Origin of the sequence: Pseudomonas sp. JBR1, from assembly GCF_028198185.1 — a bacterium.
Lineage (GTDB): Bacteria > Pseudomonadota > Gammaproteobacteria > Pseudomonadales > Pseudomonadaceae > Chryseomonas > Chryseomonas oryzihabitans_E.
The window spans coordinates 3,347,780-3,368,809 of sequence record NZ_CP116340.1; the positions used below are offsets into that span (position 1 = coordinate 3,347,780).

The 21,030-nt window shown below is 68.6% G+C and carries 21 protein-coding genes; 11 read left to right on the forward strand and 10 right to left on the reverse strand.

The genetic code is table 11. The features are described from left to right. Window positions 1-4: 4 nt before the first annotated feature. Together arnC and arnB are read right to left on the reverse strand one after the other, a co-directional pair. Window positions 5-994, reverse strand: a complete 990-nt coding sequence (gene arnC, locus PJ259_RS15450) for an undecaprenyl-phosphate 4-deoxy-4-formamido-L-arabinose transferase (RefSeq protein ID WP_241807518.1) — start codon at window positions 992-994, stop codon at window positions 5-7. After that, window positions 991-2,139 carry a UDP-4-amino-4-deoxy-L-arabinose aminotransferase gene (gene arnB, locus PJ259_RS15455; protein WP_271655880.1) on the reverse strand — a complete coding sequence of 383 codons (1,149 nt, stop codon included), beginning with the start codon at window positions 2,137-2,139 and terminating at the stop codon, window positions 991-993. Before arnB ends, arnC begins: the two co-directional genes overlap by 4 nt. Window positions 2,140-2,382: 243 nt before the next feature. Here arnB and PJ259_RS15460 point away from each other — a divergent pair, with 243 nt between their 5' ends. The 5 genes from PJ259_RS15460 to PJ259_RS15480 all read left to right on the forward strand — a co-directional run bounded on the left by PJ259_RS15460 (window position 2,383) and on the right by PJ259_RS15480 (window position 6,507). Beyond that, window positions 2,383-2,712 (forward strand): hypothetical protein, encoded by a 330-nt coding sequence (locus tag PJ259_RS15460; RefSeq protein ID WP_271653397.1) that lies wholly within the window; start codon window positions 2,383-2,385, stop codon window positions 2,710-2,712. Then, window positions 2,709-2,999, forward strand: coding sequence for a cell division protein ZapA (zapA, locus tag PJ259_RS15465; protein WP_059316677.1), 291 nt, complete (start codon window positions 2,709-2,711; stop codon window positions 2,997-2,999). The genes PJ259_RS15460 and zapA overlap by 4 nt, the downstream gene beginning before the upstream one ends. Window positions 3,000-3,787: 788 nt before the next feature. Next, window positions 3,788-4,345 (forward strand): chorismate mutase, encoded by a 558-nt coding sequence (locus tag PJ259_RS15470; RefSeq protein ID WP_271653398.1) that lies wholly within the window; start codon window positions 3,788-3,790, stop codon window positions 4,343-4,345. Window positions 4,346-4,438: 93 nt separating this feature from the next. Continuing rightward, window positions 4,439-5,116 carry a response regulator transcription factor gene (locus tag PJ259_RS15475; protein ID WP_271653399.1) on the forward strand — a complete coding sequence of 226 codons (678 nt, stop codon included), beginning with the start codon at window positions 4,439-4,441 and terminating at the stop codon, window positions 5,114-5,116. Further along, window positions 5,113-6,507, forward strand: a complete 1,395-nt coding sequence (locus PJ259_RS15480; protein ID WP_271653400.1) for a sensor histidine kinase — start codon at window positions 5,113-5,115, stop codon at window positions 6,505-6,507. Before PJ259_RS15475 ends, PJ259_RS15480 begins: the two co-directional genes overlap by 4 nt. Window positions 6,508-6,953: 446 nt before the next feature. Here PJ259_RS15480 and PJ259_RS15485 read toward each other — a convergent pair whose 3' ends face one another. Genes PJ259_RS15485 through PJ259_RS15500 form a run of 4 tightly spaced genes read right to left on the reverse strand, consistent with a single transcriptional unit; the run spans window position 6,954 to window position 11,454 of the window. Beyond that, window positions 6,954-8,186 carry a thiolase family protein gene (locus PJ259_RS15485; RefSeq protein ID WP_442964900.1) on the reverse strand — a complete coding sequence of 411 codons (1,233 nt, stop codon included), beginning with the start codon at window positions 8,184-8,186 and terminating at the stop codon, window positions 6,954-6,956. 23 nt (window positions 8,187-8,209) lie between these two features. Then, on the reverse strand, window positions 8,210-8,758 hold the full coding sequence (locus tag PJ259_RS15490; protein WP_271653402.1) for a DUF3237 domain-containing protein: 549 nt from the start codon (window positions 8,756-8,758) through the stop codon (window positions 8,210-8,212). Then, entirely contained in the window at window positions 8,751-9,983 is a 1,233-nt protein-coding gene (gene mhpT, locus PJ259_RS15495; RefSeq protein ID WP_271653403.1) for a 3-(3-hydroxy-phenyl)propionate transporter MhpT, read from the reverse strand. Before mhpT ends, PJ259_RS15490 begins: the two co-directional genes overlap by 8 nt. A gap of 10 nt (window positions 9,984-9,993) precedes the next feature. After that, window positions 9,994-11,454 (reverse strand): alginate export family protein, encoded by a 1,461-nt coding sequence (locus tag PJ259_RS15500; protein WP_271653404.1) that lies wholly within the window; start codon window positions 11,452-11,454, stop codon window positions 9,994-9,996. 392 nt (window positions 11,455-11,846) lie between these two features. On the opposite strand from PJ259_RS15500, the gene PJ259_RS15505 reads away from it, so the two are divergent. Continuing rightward, window positions 11,847-12,179 carry an I78 family peptidase inhibitor gene (locus PJ259_RS15505; protein WP_017639258.1) on the forward strand — a complete coding sequence of 111 codons (333 nt, stop codon included), beginning with the start codon at window positions 11,847-11,849 and terminating at the stop codon, window positions 12,177-12,179. A gap of 52 nt (window positions 12,180-12,231) precedes the next feature. Here PJ259_RS15505 and PJ259_RS15510 read toward each other — a convergent pair whose 3' ends face one another. After that, complete coding sequence (locus tag PJ259_RS15510) at window positions 12,232-12,879, reverse strand: HAD hydrolase-like protein (protein WP_271653405.1); 648 nt, start codon at window positions 12,877-12,879, stop codon at window positions 12,232-12,234. A 97-nt stretch (window positions 12,880-12,976) separates the two neighbouring features. On the opposite strand from PJ259_RS15510, the gene PJ259_RS15515 reads away from it, so the two are divergent. Further along, window positions 12,977-13,873: an alpha/beta hydrolase gene (locus PJ259_RS15515; RefSeq protein WP_271653406.1), complete on the forward strand. Its 897-nt coding sequence runs from the start codon at window positions 12,977-12,979 to the stop codon at window positions 13,871-13,873. Between the two features lie 10 nt (window positions 13,874-13,883). On the opposite strand, the gene PJ259_RS15520 is transcribed toward PJ259_RS15515, so the two are convergent. After that, window positions 13,884-14,372 (reverse strand): GNAT family N-acetyltransferase, encoded by a 489-nt coding sequence (locus PJ259_RS15520; protein WP_271653407.1) that lies wholly within the window; start codon window positions 14,370-14,372, stop codon window positions 13,884-13,886. A gap of 37 nt (window positions 14,373-14,409) precedes the next feature. Beyond that, the gene (locus tag PJ259_RS15525; RefSeq protein ID WP_271653408.1) at window positions 14,410-15,000 is read right to left on the reverse strand and encodes a TetR/AcrR family transcriptional regulator; all 591 of its coding nucleotides are present in this window, start codon (window positions 14,998-15,000) and stop codon (window positions 14,410-14,412) included. A gap of 76 nt (window positions 15,001-15,076) precedes the next feature. On the opposite strand from PJ259_RS15525, the gene PJ259_RS15530 reads away from it, so the two are divergent. The 4 genes from PJ259_RS15530 (at window position 15,077) to PJ259_RS15545 (ending at window position 20,091) form a co-directional block, all read left to right on the forward strand. After that, window positions 15,077-15,712: a glutathione S-transferase family protein gene (locus PJ259_RS15530; RefSeq protein WP_271653409.1), complete on the forward strand. Its 636-nt coding sequence runs from the start codon at window positions 15,077-15,079 to the stop codon at window positions 15,710-15,712. A gap of 217 nt (window positions 15,713-15,929) precedes the next feature. Continuing rightward, entirely contained in the window at window positions 15,930-18,623 is a 2,694-nt protein-coding gene (mgtA, locus tag PJ259_RS15535; protein WP_271653410.1) for a magnesium-translocating P-type ATPase, read from the forward strand. A gap of 124 nt (window positions 18,624-18,747) precedes the next feature. Continuing rightward, entirely contained in the window at window positions 18,748-19,506 is a 759-nt protein-coding gene (locus tag PJ259_RS15540) for an SDR family oxidoreductase (protein WP_271653411.1), read from the forward strand. 51 nt (window positions 19,507-19,557) lie between these two features. After that, window positions 19,558-20,091 (forward strand): DUF924 family protein, encoded by a 534-nt coding sequence (locus tag PJ259_RS15545; RefSeq protein WP_271653412.1) that lies wholly within the window; start codon window positions 19,558-19,560, stop codon window positions 20,089-20,091. 69 nt (window positions 20,092-20,160) lie between these two features. Here the strand turns inward: PJ259_RS15545 and PJ259_RS15550 are convergent, their stop codons facing one another. After that, window positions 20,161-20,826, reverse strand: coding sequence for a nucleoside/nucleotide kinase family protein (locus tag PJ259_RS15550; protein ID WP_271653413.1), 666 nt, complete (start codon window positions 20,824-20,826; stop codon window positions 20,161-20,163). Window positions 20,827-21,030: the final 204 nt, after the last annotated feature.

Here is a 21,030-nt window from a genome sequence, read left to right on the forward strand (position 1 = left end):
CCTGTTACTGGACCTGGCGCAGCGGCGCCGGCGAAGGAGAAAGGGTGGCGGCGCGGATCACTTGTTCCACGTGGAACCGGGGCCGGGCACGGACGTCGTGGTACACCCGGCCGAGGTACTCGCCGAGCAGACCGAGGCCGACGAACTGGGCGCCGGTAAAGATGAACAGCACGGCGAACAGCGAGAACACGCCATCGGCCGCCCACTCGGCGCCGTGGGTCACGCGCAGGACAAGCAGCAGCGCGGCGAAGAGGAAGCCGAAGACGGCCAGACCACCGCCGAACAGGCTGAGCATGCGCAGCGGCGTGGTGGTCATGCAGGTCAGCAGGTCGAACATCAGGTTGATCAGCTTGAGGAAGCCGTACTTGGAATCCCCGTGTTCGCGCTCGGCGTGGGCCACCTCGATCTCGGTGGTGTGGCGGGCGAAGCTGTTGGCCAGGATCGGGATGAAGGTGCTGCGCTCGTGGCAGGCGAGCATCGACTGCACCACCTGGCGGCGGTAGGCGCGCAGCATGCAGCCGTAGTCGCGCATGGCGACGCCGGTGGAGCGCTGCACGGCGCGATTGATCAGCCGCGACGGCAGGGTGCGCAGGTAGGAATCCTGGCGCTGCTGGCGCACGGTGCCGACCACGTCGTAGCCCTGGGCGGCGGTGTGCACCAGGCGCGGGATCTCTTCCGGCGGGTTCTGCAGATCGGCGTCCAGGGTGATGATCAGATCGCCCCTGGCCTGCTCGAAGCCGGCGAGGATCGCCGAGTGCTGGCCGTAGTTGCGATTGAGCAGCACCGCCACGACGGGACTGTCCGGCTCGCTGGCGGCCTGCTGCAGCAGTTCGGCGCTGCGGTCGCGGCTGCCGTCGTCGACCAGGATGATCTCCACCTGGCAATCCAGCAGGCGGCAGGCGGCGCGGGTGCGGCGCAGCAGTTCCGGCAGGCTGGCCTCTTCGTTGTAGACGGGAATCACCACGGATACCCGGTCGATGGCATAGGGCTTCATGCGCCTTTCTCCAGCAGGTCTTCGATGGCGCCAACCACGCGGTCAACGTCGGCGAGGGTCATGTCGGGAAACAGCGGGATGGAGCACAGCCGTGCCGAATTCCATTCGCTGTTGGGCAGCGCCAGCGCCGGCCAGCGCTCGCGGTACCAGGGGTGCAGGTGGGTAGCGGTGAAATGGATGCCGGTGCCGATGCCGCGCGCCTTGAGGCCGGCCATGAAGGCTTCGCGCTCCAGCCCGCAACGCTCGGGGCAGATGCGCAGGATGTAGAGGTGCCAGGCGTGGGTCTGGGCGTAGTCGGGCAGCGCCAGAGGGGCGACCGGCAAATGCGCCAGGCGCTGGGTGTAGGCCTGGGCCAGCAGCCGGCGGCGGCTGTTGATGTCGCCCAGGCGATCCAGCTGCACCAGGGCCAGGGCGGCGTGGATGTCCGAGAGGTTGTACTTGAAGCCGGGTTCCTGCACCTGGGCCTGGGGCTTGCGGCCCAGGGCGTGGCGGTCGAAGGCATCCACCGCCAGGCCATGGAATTTCAGCCGCCGCACCCGCTCGGCCAGGGTGGCGTCGTCGGTCACCAGCATGCCGCCTTCGGCGCAGGTCAGATTCTTGATGGCGTGAAAGCTGAAGATGGCGGTGCCGCGCTGGCCGATGGGCTCGCCCTGGTAGCGGGTGCCAGCGGCGTGGGCGGCGTCTTCGATCAGCGCCACGCCATGCTGCTGGGCCAGGGCACGCAGCGGAGCCAGGTCGCAACTGGCGCCGGCGTAGTGCACCGGGACGATGGCCTTGGTGCGCGGGGTGATGGCCGCGGCCACCTGCTCGGCGGAGACCATCAGGGTGTCGCGGTCGACATCGACGAACACCGGGGTGGCACCGATCAGGGTGATCATGTTGGCGGTGGAGACCCAGGTCAGCGAGGGGGTGATCACCTCGTCGCCCGGCCCGATGTCCAGTGCCAGCAGGGTCACGTGCATGGCGGCGGTGGCCGAGCACAGGGCCACGGCATGGGCGGCGCCCACGGAATCGGCGAAACGCTCTTCCAGCAGGTTGGCCTGGGGGCCGGTGGTGATCCAGCCCGAGGTCAGCACCTTGCTCACCGCGGCCACTTCCTCGGCGCCGATGCTGGGCCGGGAGAACGGCAGGAACGGCTCGTCCAGCTGATGCGGGGCGGTGCTCTGGGACAGATCGGTCATGGCGGCTCATCCGAAGCGAGGGGCGCCGGAACAGGACAGCCGACGCGATGAGCCCAGGCTAAGGCGCCTTGCCTTACGGCCCCCTTAGCGCAACCTGACAACTGCCTGACAGCCCGTCAGTTGCCTGGCCACCCCCGTGAACCCCTTGGCAAAACAAGGGCTTAGCCCGCGATGAATGGGGTGCCGGTGGTCGGCGAGAGGCCTAGAATGCACACCCTGCCCCCACTGGCAGCCCTGAACCTGACACGAGAGACGACCGCGCCCATGCTGGACAAGACCCTGAGCGAACTGGAAACCGCGATCCGCGACCTGCTGCAACGCAACCAGCGCCTGACCGCCCGCACCCACGAGCTGGAGCAGGCCCTGCAAGCCGCGCGCGAGGAAAACGACACCCTGCAACTGAGTCTGATGGAGCAGGAAGAACACGGCGCCAGCACCCGTCAGCGCGTGGAAGGCCTGCTGGCCCTGCTGTCGGCTCAGTCGGTCGAGCACCAGGCCGCGGCCGAGGTCGAGCAGCGCCACGTGGCCGTCGAGTGAAGACCGCCAACGCGGGCGCCGACGACGAGGTGGAGGTGCTCGGTCGCCGCTACCGCTTCAAGGTGGCCGAAGGCGACCGCGCCGCCCTGCAACAGGCCGCCGCCCGCCTGCGCGACGAACTGGTCGCCATCCAGGGCGACCGCCGCCGCGGCGATGCCATCGAACTGCTGGTGCTGGCCGCTCTGCGCCTGAGCCTGGACACCGCCGCCGATGCCGGCGCCCTGAACGCCCTCGACGCCCGCCTCCAGGCCCTGACCGCCGAGGTGCGGGCGGCGCAGGAGGCCTAAGGCCTCTCCCCTCCCCTGACGCGCTGATCCGCTCTCTTGGGGTAAGGGAAGGACGCCGGTCGCAGTCACGCCCTGTGCTCGAATCCGCCTTGTTGGGCTTCGACGATAGCGCCGTCTCAACCCAACCTACGAGGAGTTCGTAGGTTGGGTTGAGCGTAGCGAAGCCCAACACTGGTGAGCACCTATGCGCAGGCACCCGCGTGGAAAACGCTGCGCGGTTTTCCACCCTACGCCTCCTCACCTCCCACGCCGATCCGCTCCCTTTCCTGGGGTAAGGGAAGGACGCCGGTCGCGGTCACGCCCTGTGCTCGAATCCGCCTTGTTGGGCTTCGACGATAGCGCCGTCTCAACCCAACCTACGAGGAGTTCGTAGGTTGGGTTGAGCGTAGCGAAGCCCAACACTGGTGAGCACCTATGCACGGGCACCCGCGCGGAAAACGCTGCGCGGTTTTCCACCCTACGCCTCCTCACCTCCCTCACCTCCCACACCGATCCGCTCCCTCTCCCGCCGGGAGAGGGCTGGGGTGAGGGAAACCCGGTCGCGCTTCAGAACACCCGCCAGGTGGAGATGCGTAGGTGACGGCACTCGCGCACCCGAGCCTGATACGCACGCTACCTACCTCGGTTGGGAGCTGGGAGCTGGGAGCTGGGAGCTATCCAGGGTGCCTCGCGCCACACAAGCTGCTCTAGAATGCAGGTTTCAGGCCCAACCCATCCTGTCTGACGAAACCACACCTTCACGTGTCCCCTGTAAATTTCACTCCCCGCGCCTGTTCCTGGAGATCGCCATGCGTCATCTACGTGTGCTCAGCCTGTCCTTGCTCTCTCTCGCCCTGAGTGGCCCCTTGCACGCTGTGGCCAACCCCCTGCCGGCGTTGATCGATGCCGTCAGCCAACGCCTGGCGATAGCCGACCAAGTCGCCCGCAGCAAGCTCGATACGGGCAAACCCGTGCTCGACGAGACTCGCGAGCAGCAGGTACTGCAGTCGGTGCAACGCGCGGCAGCCGACCGGGGAGTTCCGACCGCCACGGCCCGGACCTTCTTCAGCATCCAGATGGAAGCCAACAAGCTGGTCCAATACGGCCTGCTGGATGCCTGGCGGCGCCAGCACCATATTCCGCCGCCAGACAAACCGGACCTGAGCAAACTTCGCAGCCGCCTGGACGAGCTGCAGGGACGCCTGCTCGATGGCCTGGCCGCCACCGCGCCCCTGCGCCAGGACAAGGACTGCCAAGCCAAGGTCGATCAGGCGGTGACCCGCTACCAGCTCCAGCACTGGCAGGACAGCCTGCATCGCCTGGCCCAGGTGCGCGCCCTGGGCGACTTCTGCAACCTACCGGACTGAACGCGCCAGCGGGCAGCGGCGCGGTCTGCGACAGACCTCGGCGGCGGACGCTACACTCTGCGGCAGACCGTACTCACCGCTTGAGGAATGCCCATGCACATCCTGCTCGTCGAAGACGACGCCACGCTGGCCGACGGCATCCGCCGGGTCCTGGAAGGGCATGGCATGCAGGTCGATCTGCTGCGTAACGGTGCCGAGGCCGATGCCTGGCTGCGCACTACCCGCTTCGCCGTGGTGGTGCTGGACATCGGCCTGCCTGGCGGCCTGGACGGCTTCGAGGTGGTGCGGCGGCTGCGCCAGCGGGGCAGTGACCAGCCGGTGCTGCTGCTCACCGCCCGCGACGCCATCGACGACCGGGTGCACGGCTTCGAGGTGGGCGCCGACGACTACCTGGTCAAGCCCTTCGCCGTGCCCGAACTGGTGGCGCGGATCAAGGCGCTGGTCCGCCGCGCCGGTGGCCAGAACAGTGCCGACCTCACCCTCGGCGCCCTGCGCCTGGACACCGCCGCCCACCAGGCGCGCGTCGGCGACATGCCGCTGGATCTCTCGGCACGCGAGTGGGCCGTACTCGAACACCTGCTGCGCCAGGCCGGCAAGGTGGTCTCCAAGCAGCAGATCATCGACGCCCTGGCGCCCTGGGGTAGCGAGGACCTGACCCACAACGCCGTGGAGGTCTATGTCTCGCGTCTGCGTTTGAAGCTGGCCGATTCGGGCGTCGGCATCCGCACCGTGCGCGGCTTCGGCTATCGCCTGGAGGAAGCCGCGCCATGACCGCCACCGCGCCCAGCCTGCGTCGGCGGCTGCTCAAGTGGCTGGTGCTGCCCGTACTGCTGGTCAACCTCGGCGGCGCAGTGGTCAGCTACCAGTTCGCCCGCAAGCCAGCGTTCAGCGCCCTGGACGGCGATCTCACCGACGCGGCGATCCTGCTGGTCGAGCAGCTGGAGATGGACGGCAATGGCCGCCTGTGGCTGCCGGCGGAGGCCGACTACCTGCTGCGGCACAACAGCCACGATCATGTCTGGCTGGCGGTGAGGAGCCTGGACGGTCAGCTGCTGTTCGGCGACGCCGCCATGCCGGTCCAGGAGATCACCGACGAGATGCGCGACGGCCACACCACCGCCCTGCGCACCCACATCAATGACCGCTCGGTGTTCATGGTCGGCCGGCTAGGCAACGTGGCGGGGCAGCCAGTGGTGGCCAGCGTGGCCCAGACCCTGAGTCGCCACACCGCCGCCCTGCAGCGCATGGTGCTGACCCTGGTGGCGGTGCAGATCCTGGTCGCCCTGCTGATCGCCGCCCAGCTGCTGTGGGCGGTACGTCGCGGCCTGAAGCCGCTGGAACGGCTGGGGCGCCAGCTCGACAGCCGCCACTACGATGACCTTGCCCCGCTGCGCGAAGAAGGGGCACCCCGCGAGCTGGGCACCTTCGTCACCGCGCTCAACGGCCTGCTGCTGCGCATCCGCGAGGGCGCGCGCAACCAGCGCGCCTTTCTCGACGACATGGCCCATCAGCTGCGCACCCCGCTGGCCGGCATCAGCACCCTGACCCAGTGGCTGCGCCAGCGGCACGCCGGCGATGCCGAGAGCGCCGCGGCCCTGGCGCAACTCCAGGCTGCCACCGAGCGCATGACCCGCCAGACCAACCAGTTGCTGACCCTGGCCCGCGCCGCCACCGCGCGCCTGGAGAGTCCGCCGCGCGAACCCCTGCGGCTGGACGAACTCATCGGCGAAGCCATGCCCAGCCAGCTGTCCCAGGCCGATTGCCACGGCATCGACCTGGGCTATGAACTGGAGCCGCAGACGGTACTGGGCAACGCCTTCCAGCTGCGCGACCTGCTCGACAACCTGGTGGACAACGCCCTGAGATATACCCCGCAGGGCGGTCAGGTCACGGTTCGGCTGCACGGTCAGGGCGGGGCGACGACGCTGGAAGTGGAAGACGACGGCCCGGGCATCCCCGAGGCCGAGCGCGAACGCATCTTCGAGCGCTTCTATCGCCTCGACCGCGGTATCCACGGCACGGGTCTGGGGCTGGCCATCGTCCGCGACATCGCCACCGCCCACGACGCCGGCATCGAACTGGCGACCGCGACCGGCGGCCAGGGTCTGCGGGTGGCCATCCATTTCCCGCCCCTGGCCTTGCCGCCAGCGGAGGCTTCGTAGGTTGGGTCGAAAGCTACCCTCACCCCAACCCTCTCCCCGAGGGAGAGGGGGCAATCCGGCACATCCTGCACCTCCGTAGGTTGGGCTGAGCGCAGCGAAGCCCAACACGCCGGAGCCTATCCCCTCACCCCAACCCTCTCCCCGAGGGAGAGGGGGCTGTCAGGCGCGCCGTGCCATCGGTAGGTTGGGCTAAGCCCCGCGAAGCCCAACACACCTAAGCCTATCCCCTCACCCCAGCCCTCTCCCCGCGGGAGAGGGGGCTGTCCGGCGCGCCGTGCGCCATCGGTAGGTTGGGCTGAGCGCAGCGAAGCCCAACACGCCGGAGCCTATCCCCTCACCCCAACATTCTCCCCGAGGGAGAGGGGGCTGTCAGGCGCGCCGTGCGCCATCGGTAGGTTGGGCTAAGCCCCGCGAAGCCCAACACGCCCCGGCCACCCCCCTGCACCTTAACGCCCCCGCCACCCCGGATTCTCCAGCAACACCGCCATCCCCTGCCCGCCGCCAATGCACACCGCCGCCACGCCATACCTGAGCCCCTCGGTACGCAGCTGGCGCGCCAGGGTAATGGCCAGGCGCAGACCGGTCGCGGCCAGCGGATGGCCCAGGGCGATGGCGCCGCCGTGGACATTGAGTCGCGCCGGATCCAGCTCCAGGGCGCGCTGTACCGCCAGCAGCTGGGCGCCCTGGGCTTCGTTGATCTCCAGGCGGTCGATGGCGTCCAGCGTCAGGCCGGCACGGTCGAGCAGGCCCTGGATGGCCGGCACCGGACCGCTGCCCATGAGGTCCGGCGGCACCCCGACCACGCAGCTACCCCGGACCCAGGCCAGTGCCCGTTCCGGTGCGGCGACCGCACCGCGCGTCAGCAACACGGCGGCAGCGCCATCAGCCACCGCGCAGCTGTTGCCGGCGGTCTGGACCCCGCCCGGATGCACTGGCGTCAGCCGTGCCAGGGCTTCCCGCGAGGTTTCCCGTGGATGGCTGTCATGCTCGACCACCGCGCAGCCCCGCGGCAGGCGCAACTTCCGCGGCGCCAGACCCTCGGCCTCGAAGCGCGCCGCCGCCACTGGCACGATTTCTTCCGCGAACCAGCCCTGGCGCTGGGCCGCCAGGGCGCGCTCGAAGCTGCGCAGCGCCCAGGCATCCACAGCCTCGCGGGCGATGCCATGGCGTTGCGCCAGCCGCTCCGCGGTGGCGATCATGTCCAGCCCGACCGCCGGGTCCTTGAGCGCCTCCCAGAGAAAGTCGTGGAATTCCACCGGCGCACCGAGGCGAAAGCCACTGCGGTGGGTATAGGCGGCGATGGGATTGCGAGTCATGGACTCGGCCGCCACGCACAGCACCTGGCTGGCCTGGCCGCTCTGCAACTGGTCACCGGCCTGGCGCAGCAGCTCCAGGCCAGTGCCGCAGACCCGCTGCACCTGCAACGCCGGTACCGACTCGGGCACCCCGGCATAGAGGCCGATGTGGCGTGGCAGCAGATAGGCATCGAAGCTGGCCTGGGCCACCGAGCCGGCCAGCACGGAATCCACCGCCCCGGCGTCGTGGCCGCGCGCCAGCAGCGCCCGGGCCACGGCGATGCCCAGGTCGGTGGGCGATACCTGCCCCAGGGCGCCATTCAGATCGGTCCAGGGCGTGCGCACGCCGTCCAGCAGCAGGACATCGTCGTAGAGCGCACTCATTCCGGTAGCCATCGGGTATTCCTCTATTGCAGCAGATAGGCGTCGTAGACCACCGCCTTGCCCAGGCGCATGGCGCTGCCCACGCCCAGGGCGCGGTTGAGCCAGGCATAGGCCGGGGCGGCGGTCTCGAAGGTCAGGGTGACGCGAAAGAAATAGCGCCGCGGGTCCACTGGTTTGCCTGCCGCCAGCTCGCGCATCACCTCCGGCGGGCCATAGCGATAGCCCTTGGTCTGCAGATAGATCAGGGCGCCGTCGTCGGTCTGCAGCAGATAGCGGGTGTCGATGATGGCCAGGCCATCGGCGGTCACCACTTGCCAGTCGGCGCCATTGTTGAGGATCCGCCCGTGCAGGCGTTTGCCATCGAAGCGGCCACCGGTAATGGGGATGATGCGCCGCTTGCCCAGGTCGCTGGTCTGGCCCAACTCCCACACCGGGGCGTCGAGGGCTACCTCGAAGCGCGCCAGGGGTTCGAGCTGCAGCGGCGGCGGCGTGGCGGTGGCCGGATCGCCGTTCGCCGTGGCCGCGCGGGCTAGCCCGGTCAGCAGCAGCATGACCAGCAGCAGGCTACGCATGACCGGGAGCCTCCACGCGGGCGGTAGCGGTCGGCGCCGGTGCCCGGCGTTGCAGCAGGGCCAGCACAGCGCCCGCCGCCACCAGTACCGCCGGGGTGGTGGCCACCACCAGGGTCGCCGCACCGCCGCCGACGGCCAACACCTGGCCGGCCAGCAAGGGGCCGGCCATGGCGCCTAGGCGCCCCACCGCCACCGCCGCACCGGTCCCGGTGGCCCGTACCGCCGCCGGATAGAGTTGCGGTGCCAGGGCATAGAGCACCAGCTGGCCGCCGACCACGAACAACCCGGCGGCGAAGCCGGCCAGGGCCACGAGCGGATAGGCCTTCGCCAGGCCCAGTCCGGCCAGGCCCAGCAGGATGCCCAGGTAGATGGCCAGCACCGTCAGGCGTGGCCGCCAGCGATCCATGAGCAGGCCGAACAGCACCGAGCCGATGCCGCCGCCCAGGTTGAAGAGAATCTGCACCCCCACCGCCTGGCCGCGGCTGAAGCCCTGGCCCACCAGCAGCGAGGGCAACCAGTTGAGCAGCATGTACATCACCGTGAGGGTGAAGAAGTAGCCCAGCCACAGCAGCAGGGTGGTCGACAGCGGCACCGCTCCCAGCCAGGCTCCGCGCCTGCTGCCGGCCTGAGCCGCTTCGTGGCCGCGGAGAAAACCGGCGGTCTCCGCCAGGTAACGTCCAAGCAGGGGCGCCACCAGCAGCGGCGCCAGACCGCCGACATAGAACACCGTCTGCCAGCGGCCGACATCCAGCAGCCCCACCACGGCCGCCAGGGCACCGCCCAGGGGCACGCCGCAGTACATCAGGCTGACCGCCGTGGCGCGGGCACGCTCGTCCACCGATTCGGCGGACAGGGCGATCAGGTTGGGCAGGGCACCGCCCAGGCCGATGCCGGTGAGCAGCCGCGCCAGCAGCAGGCTCTCGAGACTCCAGACATGGGCGGTGGCCACCGAAAAGACACCGAAGATCAGCACGCAGGCGATCAGCACCTTCTTGCGGCCGATACGGTCGGCACACCAGCCGCCAATGAAGGCGCCGGGCAGGAGGCCAAGGATGCTGGCGCTGAACACCAGGCCCATCTGCCCTGGCTGGAAGCCGAAGGTCTTGGCCATGGCCGGGGCGGCGATGCCCATGGCCTGGAGGTCCATGCCCTCCAGCAGGGCGACGATGAAACACAGCATGAGGGTCAGGCGAGCCCCGGAGGGGGCGTTGGCGAACAGACGCATGGCGGATTCCTCAGAAACGGAAGGTGGTGGCGGCCGACAGGTAGCTCGTACTGTCGCCATCGGCCTGGCGGATCGCAGCGCCGGCCTGGAAGTAGCTGTATTCCAGGTCCAGGGTCAGGTAGGGCAAGGGGCGCCAGCGCAGGTTGTTGCGCCAGAGGTTGCCGGTCTTGCGCGCGCTGCTGGCGGCGGAGCCCGGCACCGTCACCATGCCCGGCAGATAGACGCCGTCGTTGGTGTTCTGCCGCCAGACGGCGAACAGCCCGCTTTCCAGCTGCAGCGTGGGTTGGGGCGCAAGGGTCAACAGCGGACCGACCAGGTAGAGGTTGGCCAAGGTGGTGAGGCCGGAGTTGCCGTAGACGCCGTTCTTCGGATACAGCGGATCGAAGGTACCGGCCCGGTCATCGCCGGGCCGGTCGTCACCGCTGGCGGCATCCAGGCGCACGGCCAGGCGCGGCTTCCAGGCGCCGGCGAGTCGGTAGCCGGTCTCGCTGCTCACCGCCCAGGCGCGGATCTGGGCACCATCGAGATGCCCGCCCTGCCCCATCAGATCCCAGCTCCAATCCCAGGCGTCGGCCTTGCCGAACAGCCGCACGCCGCCGGTGTAGCGCTGCTCCGCGCCGCTCAGGCCGTCCAGGCTGCGCTGATCCTTCTCCTGGCCGAAGCCATAGACGTCCAGCTGCAGCGGTCCTGCCAGCGGCAGGGTGCCGTAGAGACCATAGAACTTGACCGCGTTGTCGGAGCCGTCGTCGAAGCTGTCCTCGCCGGTCACCACCGGCCGCAGGGCGAAGGCATCCAGGCGATAGCCGCCCGGCTGGTTCCAGGACAGACGCAGGCCGTCGAAATTGATGCGGATGTTGGGGCCGTCGCGGTAGGTGACCAGGACCTGCTCGCCATAGCCCAGCTCCTGGCGACCGATGCGGGTCATCAGTTTGCCGCCAGCCAGTGGCGTGTTGAGGTCGATGAAGGCCTGGTGCAGCTCGGTGCGACTCTGGTCGAAGGGGCCATAGATCGCCTTGTTCCAGGTCCGGGTGTTCTCCAGCTGGACGAAGGTACGCACCGCATCGTCGAACAGGTGTAGATCGGCGTGCAGCTGCAGACGCTGCTGGATGTAGTGGTCGGTGTTCACCCCGCGCCGACCAAAGACCGGATCACGAAAGGTATCGAAGCGATAGCGCGCCTCGCCACCGGTCTGCAGCCAGGCCGACTCACTCAGGCGCTGGTAGCGCAGGCCATCGAAGGGATCGGTGCGCTTGGCGGGATCGTCGAGGAAGCGGTAGTCCTCGATCCAGCGCGGCGGACCGGGCGGTAGCGGCCGTTCCACCTCCAATCTGTTGAGCGGCTTTGGCGGTTGCTCCAGATTGAGCGAGGGTGCGGCGGCAATGCCCTGGCTGAAAAGCAAAGCGGCGAGAGAGGCAAACGCAAGGCACGAGCGGGCCCGTGCGCAGGCCTGGGGCGAGCGCGATGTCGACATGGTGTGAGTCCTGACGAAGGAGGCGGAAAGCGCCTTGGGGCGCGAGGATCAGGGCCTAGCGGGCGCGGATTGGCTGATCGTCAGGTGGGAAAGCGGCGGGATAGCGAGCTGGCATGGCGGGTGTTCCTTTCTTGTTGTTGTCATCACCGTAAGAGGCCGTATGGCCCTGGTTCGATGATGGTCGATGCCAAAAATGGATCAAGCCGTCCCAACCGAATTTGGCCGATTACCGAACGTTATATTTGTTAACTTTATCCCTGAGAGATGACTGGTCACCTGCGCCTATCAACGTCGCCTGACTCGCGATTTGTAACAATGCCCACCCCAGAGGGGTCCATGCAGAGGCCCGTACGGGTTAAGGTTCCTTCCCCCACGATCGAAAAGGCGAACTCATGAGCTCCAAGTCCCCTCTCCTGCTGGCCAGTGCCGCCCTCTTCACCCTGCTGGCCGGTTGCAGCTCGCATGAAACCCAGGACAGCCCGGCGGCCTCCTCGACCACGAGCGGCGCCGTCAGCAGCAGTGGCCGTTGCAACTCCGATGCGGTCCAGGATCTGGTTGGCAAGGCCCTCTCCCCGGCCCTGGCCGAGGAAGGCCGTCAGCGCGCCGGTGCCCAGGTCGTCCGCGTGGTCCGTCCGCAGGACCCCATGACCATGGACTTCAATTCCCAGCGCCTGACCATCACCACCAGCGCCAGTCTGGTAGTGCAGACCGCCACCTGCGGCTGATCCCTGCGCCCCTCGACCTGCCGGCCCAGGCCGCGCAGGTCGGCACGCTCCACTAGAGGCCGAAACCCTGGCGCAGGGCCGCCACGCTGTGGAAGTGAAAGGCCGGGTGCTGGCGCTCCAGTTCTTCCCGGCTGCCGAAGCCATAGCCCAGGGCCACCGCCGCCACGCCGTTTTCACGTGCGGCGATCAGGTCGTGCTCGCGATCGCCCAGCATCAGGCAACTTTCCGGCGCCAGCCCTTCGGTTTCCAGCACGAAACGCAGCAGCTCGGTCTTGTCGGCGCGGGTGCCATCCAACTCGCTGCCATGCAGGGCGGTGAAGAACTCCGTCAGGGCGAAGTGCCTGAGGATCTCCACGGCGAACACCCGCGGCTTGGCCGTCACCAGATAGAGTCGCCGCCCGGCTGCCTGCAGATCGGCCAGCATGTCGCGGATGCCCGCGTAGACCTCGTTTTCATAGAGACCAGTGGCGCGGAAATACACCCGATAGGCCTCCACCGCGCGCCAGGACCGCGCCTCGTCGAAGCCATAGTGGGTCATGAAGCTCTGCAGCAGCGGCGGGCCGATGAAGACCTCCAGCGTGCGCAGGTCGGGTTCCTCGATCCCCTCGGCGCGCAGCGCCACCTGGATCGCCCGGGTGATGCCCAGGCGTGAATCGGTGAGGGTGCCATCGAGATCGAACAGCAGATGGGGGTGATGCATGGGGTGTCCTGGCAACGGGAAATCCTGACCAGTATGGCGAGCGGGAACAGAGATCGGTAGGCTCGACCGCTCTACTGGAAATGAGTCTTGTTCGCTGATGTCGCTTTCGCCACGTTTCGCCCGTCAGAGCGCCTGGCTGGCCCTGCCGCTGCTGCTCGCCCTCGCCGCTCCCGGCCAGGCCCGCCCCATCGATCAGCCCATGGACGCCCAGGTGCTCCAGCAGCCGGGCCATGGCTATGCCTTCAGCGAGCTCACGCTGGATTCCGTCGATGGCGCCCGCCACTACCAGGTATGGATCGCCCGACCCGCCACTCCGGCACCGGCTGCCGGCTATCCAGTGCTCTATCTGCTCGACGGCAACGCTGCCCTGGGCGGCCTGAACGCCGAGTTGCTCGACACCCTGGCCAAGCGGCCTAATCCGCCCGTGCTGGTCGCGGTGGGTTACACGGGCGGTAAGCGCATCGACGGCCCCGGACGGGCCTACGATTACACGCCGTCAGCGCCTACCAGCGAACGCTTTCGCGAGATGGCCACCGGCGGCGCCGACGTCTTTCTCGCCTGGCTGCTGGAGCGCCTGGAACCGGCAGTTGGCCGTCAGGTGCCGTTGGATCGCGGCCAGCGCGCGCTCTGGGGTCACTCCCTGGGCGGGCTGTTCGTCCTCCATACCCTGCTCACCCGCCCGGACGCCTTCGCCCAGGGCTACGCCGTGAGCCCCTCGCTGTGGTGGAGCCCTACCGTGCTGCCCCAGAGTGACGAGCAGCTCAAGGAGCGCTTCAGGGCGCACCCGGCCCACCTGGTGCTGCTGCAGGGCGGCGCCGAACGCGAGCTGCCCGCGCATTTCCAGAGCGAGGTCCCTGCCGACGCCACCCGGCGGCTGGCCGACCGCCTCGGCCAGATACCCGGCATCCAGGTGCGCTACGAGGTCCTTGAAGGCCTTGGCCACGGCCCCATGCTGCCAGCCTCGCTGCGACAGGTATTGAGCGAATGGCGCTAGGCCAGCGAAGCTAGTCCGCCAGCCAGCGATACATCACCAGGCAATCCACCAGCCCCAGGCTGGCATGGCGATAGGCCTTGGGCAGGGTGCCGACGATCTCGAAGCCATGCTTTTGCCAGAGCCGCACCGCCACCTGATTGCTGGCCACCACCGAGTTGAATTGCATGGCCTGGAAGCCAAGTTCGCGGCCCACCTGCAAGGAGTGCTCGCAAAGGGCGCCGGCCACGCCCTGGCCGCGGGCGGCGGGGGCGACCATGTAACCGCAGTTGCAGACATGATCGCCCGGGCCCATGGCATTGGCCTTGAGGTAGTAGCTGCCGAGAATCTGGCCATCGCGTTCGGCGACGAAGGTTGCCCGGGGCAATTCCACCCAGAGCCGCCAGGCGTCGTCGCGGCTCATGTCCGGATCGTAGGCGTAGGTTTCCCGGGCCTGGGCAACCTGCTGGATCAGCGGCCAGACCTGGTCGAAATCGGCGGCTTCGAGGGGACGAATCTGCATGGGTGACTCCGGTGGACAAGAGAGGCGCCAGTGTCGCCTAGCCGGCCGCCGCTGCCAAATCCTCGCCCGCGTCCAATAGCCCCTGACCGCCCTGGCGACAGGCCGCCAGCAATTCCTCGGCGAGCCCCTCGTCATCCAGCGCCCGCGCCAGGGCCACGCCACCGATCAGGGTGGTGGCCAGCTGCAGCGCCTGGGTGCGCCGTTGCGCCGGTGGCCCTGGTAGATCCTGTTCCAGACGGGCGACGAAGCGCGCGAAGAAACGGGTATAGCTGCCACGGATGGCGGCCTCCCGGTGGGTGACGTCGGCCGCCAGAAAGGCCAGGGGACAGCGTAGCGACTCGCCCTCGGCGTGCTCGCGACTCAGGTAATGCTCGACCAGCTGGCCAAGGCCCTCGCCACCCAGGCTGTCGAGCCGGGCGCTGCCTACCTGGGCGGCATGGGCGATGGCCTGGTCATAGAGCTCGGTCTTGGTGCGGAAGTGGTGGTAGAAGGCGCCGCGGGTGAGACCGGCAGCGGTCATCAGTTCGTCGAGCCCGACGGCGTCGAAGCCCTTCAGCGCGAACAGGCGGGCGGCGCTGTCGAGGATACGCTGGCGGGTCTGCGCGCGCTGATCAAGGGGCCAGGCCATGAAAACTCCAGATTATGTTCTTGAACATAAGGTCCCCTTTGCCAGCATCAGGCCTTCTTTGCAAGGAGCCTGATCCATGACGCCCTATCTCTTCGGTCCCGCCTTCAGCACCCTGGTACGCAGCGTACGCCTCCATGCCCTGGAAGGAGGCCTTGAACTACCCTGCGGCCTGGCCCCCGGTGGTCAGGCCGTCGCCTGGCGCAGCGAGGCCCATCTGGCACTGCATCCCTTCGGCCAGGTCCCCGTACTGCTGCATGGCGAGCAGCGGGTCTTCGAGACCCTCGCCATCTGCCGGTATCTCGACCGTCAGCGGCTACCGCCCCGTGAGGCGGTCGACGATCCGGAGCAGGACGCCTGGGCCAGTGCCCTGCTGACCACCGTGGACACCCGCCTGATCCGCCACTATCTGCTGCGCGTGGCCGGCCCTCGTCCTCGTCCCTACCAGACGCCGGAAGAACAACAGCGGGCCGTGGCCGAGGTCGACGCGACCCTGGCGGTGCTCGATCGCCAGCTGGGTGACAGGGGCTTTCTCTGCGGCTCCCGCTTCGGCCTGAGCGACGCCCTGCTGGCACCGATGCTGGACTACCTGGAGCGCCTGCCGGAGCCGCGCTGGCTGGCTACCTGGCCGCGCCTGGACGCCTACCTCGCCCGCCTGCGCGCGCGGCCATCCGGCCAGGCGATCCTGGTGGCAACCGACTTCGCCCTGCGTTAAGCCAGTCTTAACCCACCTCTGGTGCAATCGCCCCGCGCCACCGGCCTGCCCGGTGCGCACCCCCTTTCCAGACGGAGGCCACCGCGCCTGATGAACCCCGACCCTAGTCCGTTACTCAGCGCCAGGTAGCCCCGTACGGCCGCCTGGCTTGCCAGGCGGCCGCGACTCTCGCGTGCCGCAGCCCGCTTATCGTGGCCCCGGCCACGGGGAGTTCGCCATGTTCAAAACCCTGACCCAACCCCTGCTGGAGTTCTTCAGCCAGCGCCTCGACCGCCGCCTGTTCCGCCGCCCCGCCCTCTGGCAACACCTGCCCACGGGCCACGGCCGCAGCGAACCCCAGGCCGACTTCAGCCGCCGCCTGCACGAGGCCGCCAGCCTCGCCGAAGGCGACCTGTTGCGCCGCCATCGCAGCAGCCCCCTGGGCCTGTCCGCGGCCGAGGCCGCCGAGCGCCGCGGCAGCGACGGCTACAACGAGGTCGAGCAGGACCAGAAGCTCAGCGCCTGGCGTCACCTCTGGCTGAGCTATCGCAATCCCTTCAACCTGCTGCTGACCCTGCTGGCCATCGTCTCGGCGCTTACCGACGACCTGCCCGGCGCCACGGTGATCGGCACCATGGTGCTGGTGTCCACGGTGCTGCGTTTCGTCCAGGAATCGCGCTCCAACCGCGCCGCCGAGCGGCTCAAGGCGCTGGTCAGCACCACCGCTACGGTACTGCGGCCGGAGGCCGGCAATCCCTTCGGCGTCGAGGTACCGATCCGCGAACTGGTGCCGGGCGACGTGGTGCGCCTGGCCGCCGGCGACATGATCCCGGCCGACCTGCGCCTGCTCAGCGCCCGCGACCTCTTCGTCGGCCAGGCCGCCCTCACCGGCGAATCCTTGCCGGTGGAAAAGCGCGCCCTCACCCTGACCGCCGCCGGCAGCGCGCTGGAGCTGGACAACCTCTGCTTCATGGGCACCAACGTGGTCAGCGGCGCTGCCACCGCCGTGGTCATCGGCACCGGCGTCGGTACCTATTTCGGTAGCCTGGCCGAGCGGGTGACCCGCGTCACCGAGGAGCCCAACGCCTTCCAGCAGGGGGTCAACAAGGTCAGCTGGCTGCTGATCCGCTTCATGCTGGTGATGGCGCCGCTGGTGCTGCTGATCAACGGCCTGACCAAGGGCGACTGGCTGGAAGCGGCACTGTTCGCCCTCTCGGTGGCGGTCGGCCTGACCCCCGAGATGCTGCCGATGATCGTCACCTCCACCCTGGCCAAGGGTGCGGTGGTGCTGGCCCGGCAGAAGGTGGTGGTCAAGCGCCTGGACGCCATCCAGAACTTCGGTGCCATGCAGGTGCTGTGCACCGACAAGACCGGCACCCTGACCCAGGACCGCATCGTCCTGGAACGCCATACCGATGCCTGCGGCCGGCCCAGCGATGCTGTGCTGGAGTACGCCTATCTCAACAGCCACTACCAGACCGGGCTGAAGAACCTGCTCGATGTGGCGGTGCTGCAGCACGCTGAACTGCGTGGCCTGAGCCTGGCCTATCGCAAGGTGGACGAATTGCCCTTCGACTTCGAGCGCCGGCGCATGTCAGTGGTGGTGGCCGACGGTCAGCGCCATCTGCTGGTGTGCAAGGGCGCCCTGGAGGAGATGCTCGCCGCCTGCACCCGGGTCCGCGAAGACGGCGCCGACCTGCCGCTCACCGCCGAGCGCCTGGCGCACATCCGCACGCTCACCGCCGAACTCAATGACGAAGGCCTGCGCGTGGTGGCCGTGGGAATTCGCGAACTGCCCGGCGACAGCCTCGACTACAGCGTAGCCGACGAGCGCGATCTGGTGTTGATCGGCTACATCGCCTTTCTCGATCCGCCCAAGGAGACCGCGGTGGCCGCCCTGCGCGCCCTCGCCGCCCAGGGCGTCGCGGTCAAGGTGCTTACCGGCGACAACGAGCGCGTGACCCGGCGTGTCTGCCACGAGGTCGGTCTGGAGGTGGAGGGCCTGCTCACCGGCGCCGAGATCGAGGCGCTGGACGACCACGCCCTCACCGCGCGGCTGGCCACCACCACGGTCTTCGCCCGCCTCACCCCGGCGCACAAGGAGCGCCTGGTCCGGCTGCTGCGTGACCAGGGCCTGGTGGTGGGCTTTCTCGGCGACGGCATCAACGACGCCCCGGCGCTGCGTGCCGCCGACATCGGCATCTCGGTGGATTCGGCGGTGGACATCGCCAAGGAAGCCGCCGACATCATCCTGCTGGAGAAGAGCCTGCTGGTGCTGGAAGAAGGCGTGCTGCAAGGCCGCAAGACCTTCGCCAACATGCTCAAGTACATCAAGATGACCGCCAGCTCCAACTTCGGCAACGTCTTCAGCGTGCTGGCGGCGAGTGCCTTCCTGCCCTTTCTACCGATGCTGCCGCTGCACCTGCTGGTGCAGAACCTGCTGTACGACCTGTCGCAGACCGCCATTCCCTTCGACCACGTCGATGACGACCTGCTGACCCGCCCGCAGCGCTGGAAGGTGGAGGACATCGGCCGCTTCATGCTGTTCTTCGGCCCGCTGAGCTCCATCTTCGACATCCTGACCTTCCTGATCATGTGGCACGTCTTCGGCGCCAACACCCCAGCCCACGAGACGCTGTTCCAGACCGGCTGGTTCGTCGAAGGCCTGTTGTCCCAGACCCTGGTGGTGCACCTGATCCGCACCCGCCGCCTGCCCTTCGTGCAGAGCCGCGCCGCGGCCCCGCTGCTGATCATGACCGGCGTCATCGTCGCCATCGGCCTGCTGCTGCCCTTCTCGCCGCTGGCCGGCTACTTCCGCCTGCAGCCGCTGCCACTGGGCTACTTCCCCTGCCTGGTGCTCCTGCTGGCAGGCTACGCCCTGGTGGTCCAGGGCATGAAGGGCTGGTTCATCCGGCGCTACGGCTGGCAGTAGGGGACGCGGCCAAGGCTCCCACCCGCGCCCTCTCCTGCGGCGAGAGAGCTGGGTGAGGGGCGCCCGCCACCCCGGCGCGCGACCTGCTAGCCTTGAGGCACCCTTTCCGCCCCAAGGATCGCCCATGACCACCACCCGCCCCATCGCTCTCGTCACCGGTGCCTCCCAGGGTATCGGCCGCGCCGTCGCCCTCGGCCTGCTCGCGGACGGTTTCCGCGTGGTCCTCGCAGCGCGCCGCGCCGAGCCCTTGGAAGCCCTGGTGGAAGAAGCCCGGCAGCAGGGTGGCGAAGCCCTGGCGGTCCCCTGCGACGTCACCGACGCCGCCAGCGTCGAGGCACTCTTCACCCGGATTCGGGACACCTATGGCCGTCTCGATCTGCTGTTCAACAACGCCGGCGTCGGCGCCCCGGCGGTGCCCATCGACGAACTGGAACTGGATGCCTGGCACCGGGCGGTCAACACCAACCTCACCGGCGTCTTCCTCTGCAGCCGCGCCGCCTTCGCCCTGATGCGCGAGCAGTCGCCGCGTGGCGGGCGGATCATCAACAACGGCTCCATCTCGGCCCATACGCCGCGTCCCTTCAGCGCGCCCTACACCGCCACCAAGCACGCCGTGGCCGGGCTGACCAAGGCCCTGGCCCTGGATGGCCGCGCCTTCGACATCGCCTGCGGCCAGATCGACATCGGCAACGCCGCTACCGAGATGACCGAGCGCATGGCCAACGGCGTGCTCCAGGCCGACGGCAGTACCGCCGTGGAACCGCGCATGGACGTCAGGCACGTCGCCGACGCCGTCCGCTACATGGCCAGCCTGCCGCTGGACGCCAACGTCCAGACGCTGACGGTGATGGCGACCAAGATGCCCTACGTCGGTCGCGGCTGAGCGGTTCCACGTGGAACCCGATCAGGCCAATCCTTATCCGAGGAGTGCGACATGACCCCAGCGGACATGGTCACCTTCTGGCGCTCCGCCGGGCGCCATCAGTGGTTCAACGGTGGCGCCGCCTTCGACGCCAGCTGCCGCGCACGCTTCCAGGCAGCGCACCTTGCCGCCAGTCGCCGCGAGTTCGATGACTGGGCCACCAGCGCCGAAGGCGCCCTGGCCCTGTGCCTGTTGCTCGACCAGATTCCACGCAACATCTTTCGTCACAGCGGCCATGCCTTCGCCACCGACGGCCTGGCCCTGAGCCATGCCCGGCAGGCGATCGAGGCCGGTCTGGACCTGCAGATCGAACCCGAACTGCGGGCCTTCTGCTACCTGCCGTTCGAGCACTCCGAGGTGCTGGCCGACCAGCAGCGCTCGCTCGAATTGTTCGCAGCCCTGGGCATCGAGCACTACCTTCGCTACGCCAAGGCGCATCTGGAGGTGATCGTCCGCTTCGGTCGCTTTCCCCATCGCAATCGGGCGCTGGGCCGCATCAATACACCGGACGAACATGCCTGGCTGGATGCCGGTGGCGGTTTCTAAGCAGGCCTTACGGACGAGGCCCGCAGCCCTGTCGGTCGGCAGGGAAGCAGACCTTTCGTCCTTGCCGGACTATAGGGCCGCCGCCCCGTCCCGCCACTCCACCACCAGATCCGCCCGTGCCCGGTCGCCGTCGATCAGCTGTGCATTGGGCTCGTCGGTGCTGGTCACCCAGGCTTCGGCGTCCGCCCGGCTACGGCCGAAGTGCATGTGCCGGGCGACCAGGCGTTCGCGACGCTCCTCGGGGTCGACGCGAACGTACCAGCACTCGTCGAACACCTCGGCGACATCGCCCCAGGGCGCCTGGGTCAGCAACAGGTAGTTGCCCTCGCTGATCACCAGCTGGGTCTCGGCCGGCACTGGAATGGCGTTGGCGATAGGCTCCTCGATCTCGCGATTGAACAGCGGCGCATAGACGATTTCCCCGGCTACCGGCGTCTTGAGTCGCTGCAGCAGGGCGCGATAGCCCCGGGCGTCGAAGGTGTCCGGCGCCCCTTTGCGCTGAGCGCGTCCCAGGCGGGCCAACTCACGATTAGCCAGATGGTAGCCGTCCATGGGCACCACCACGGCGCGCTCGCCCAGCGCCGCCGCCAGCAGCTCGGCCACGGTCGACTTGCCCGCACCCGGGGTGCCGGCGATGCCCAGCAGGCGGCGTCCGCCCTGGGCCAGCAGTGCCTCGGCGCGGGCCAGGAGTTCGGCGGGTACTTGCAAGCCCGCTACCGGACGCTGACTGCTCATGCTGGCACCCCCGGCAGCAAGACGGTAGCGAAGACAGGCAGGCATGGGAGAGCAGTCATGGCGGATGTTCCGGCAATGGGGATCGCGGCACGCTAGCACCCACCGGAGCGGCCGTCGACTCGGGGTATGCGCCTGTGGAAAGCGATCACAGTCGGCACCCCATTCGACCGGATGGCCGAGTGCCCCCTCGGCATCCGCCCAAGG

What these genes read in the sequence shown, in the direction of transcription:
- arnC (WP_241807518.1), bottom strand. Translation starts at nt 994, where the DNA reads ATGAAGCCCTATGCCATCGACCGGGTATCCGTGGTGATTCCCGTCTAC.
- PJ259_RS15460 (WP_271653397.1), top strand. Translation starts at nt 2,383, where the DNA reads ATGCACACCCTGCCCCCACTGGCAGCCCTGAACCTGACACGAGAGACG.
- PJ259_RS15470 (WP_271653398.1), top strand. Translation starts at nt 3,788, where the DNA reads ATGCGTCATCTACGTGTGCTCAGCCTGTCCTTGCTCTCTCTCGCCCTG.
- PJ259_RS15475 (WP_271653399.1), top strand. Translation starts at nt 4,439, where the DNA reads ATGCACATCCTGCTCGTCGAAGACGACGCCACGCTGGCCGACGGCATC.
- PJ259_RS15480 (WP_271653400.1), top strand. Translation starts at nt 5,113, where the DNA reads ATGACCGCCACCGCGCCCAGCCTGCGTCGGCGGCTGCTCAAGTGGCTG.
- PJ259_RS15485 (WP_442964900.1), bottom strand. Translation starts at nt 8,186, where the DNA reads ATGAGTGCGCTCTACGACGATGTCCTGCTGCTGGACGGCGTGCGCACG.
- PJ259_RS15490 (WP_271653402.1), bottom strand. Translation starts at nt 8,758, where the DNA reads ATGCGTAGCCTGCTGCTGGTCATGCTGCTGCTGACCGGGCTAGCCCGC.
- mhpT (WP_271653403.1), bottom strand. Translation starts at nt 9,983, where the DNA reads ATGCGTCTGTTCGCCAACGCCCCCTCCGGGGCTCGCCTGACCCTCATG.
- PJ259_RS15500 (WP_271653404.1), bottom strand. Translation starts at nt 11,454, where the DNA reads ATGTCGACATCGCGCTCGCCCCAGGCCTGCGCACGGGCCCGCTCGTGC.
- PJ259_RS15505 (WP_017639258.1), top strand. Translation starts at nt 11,847, where the DNA reads ATGAGCTCCAAGTCCCCTCTCCTGCTGGCCAGTGCCGCCCTCTTCACC.
- PJ259_RS15510 (WP_271653405.1), bottom strand. Translation starts at nt 12,879, where the DNA reads ATGCATCACCCCCATCTGCTGTTCGATCTCGATGGCACCCTCACCGAT.
- PJ259_RS15515 (WP_271653406.1), top strand. Translation starts at nt 12,977, where the DNA reads ATGTCGCTTTCGCCACGTTTCGCCCGTCAGAGCGCCTGGCTGGCCCTG.
- PJ259_RS15520 (WP_271653407.1), bottom strand. Translation starts at nt 14,372, where the DNA reads ATGCAGATTCGTCCCCTCGAAGCCGCCGATTTCGACCAGGTCTGGCCG.
- PJ259_RS15525 (WP_271653408.1), bottom strand. Translation starts at nt 15,000, where the DNA reads ATGGCCTGGCCCCTTGATCAGCGCGCGCAGACCCGCCAGCGTATCCTC.
- PJ259_RS15530 (WP_271653409.1), top strand. Translation starts at nt 15,077, where the DNA reads ATGACGCCCTATCTCTTCGGTCCCGCCTTCAGCACCCTGGTACGCAGC.
- mgtA (WP_271653410.1), top strand. Translation starts at nt 15,930, where the DNA reads ATGTTCAAAACCCTGACCCAACCCCTGCTGGAGTTCTTCAGCCAGCGC.
- PJ259_RS15540 (WP_271653411.1), top strand. Translation starts at nt 18,748, where the DNA reads ATGACCACCACCCGCCCCATCGCTCTCGTCACCGGTGCCTCCCAGGGT.
- PJ259_RS15545 (WP_271653412.1), top strand. Translation starts at nt 19,558, where the DNA reads ATGACCCCAGCGGACATGGTCACCTTCTGGCGCTCCGCCGGGCGCCAT.
- PJ259_RS15550 (WP_271653413.1), bottom strand. Translation starts at nt 20,826, where the DNA reads ATGAGCAGTCAGCGTCCGGTAGCGGGCTTGCAAGTACCCGCCGAACTC.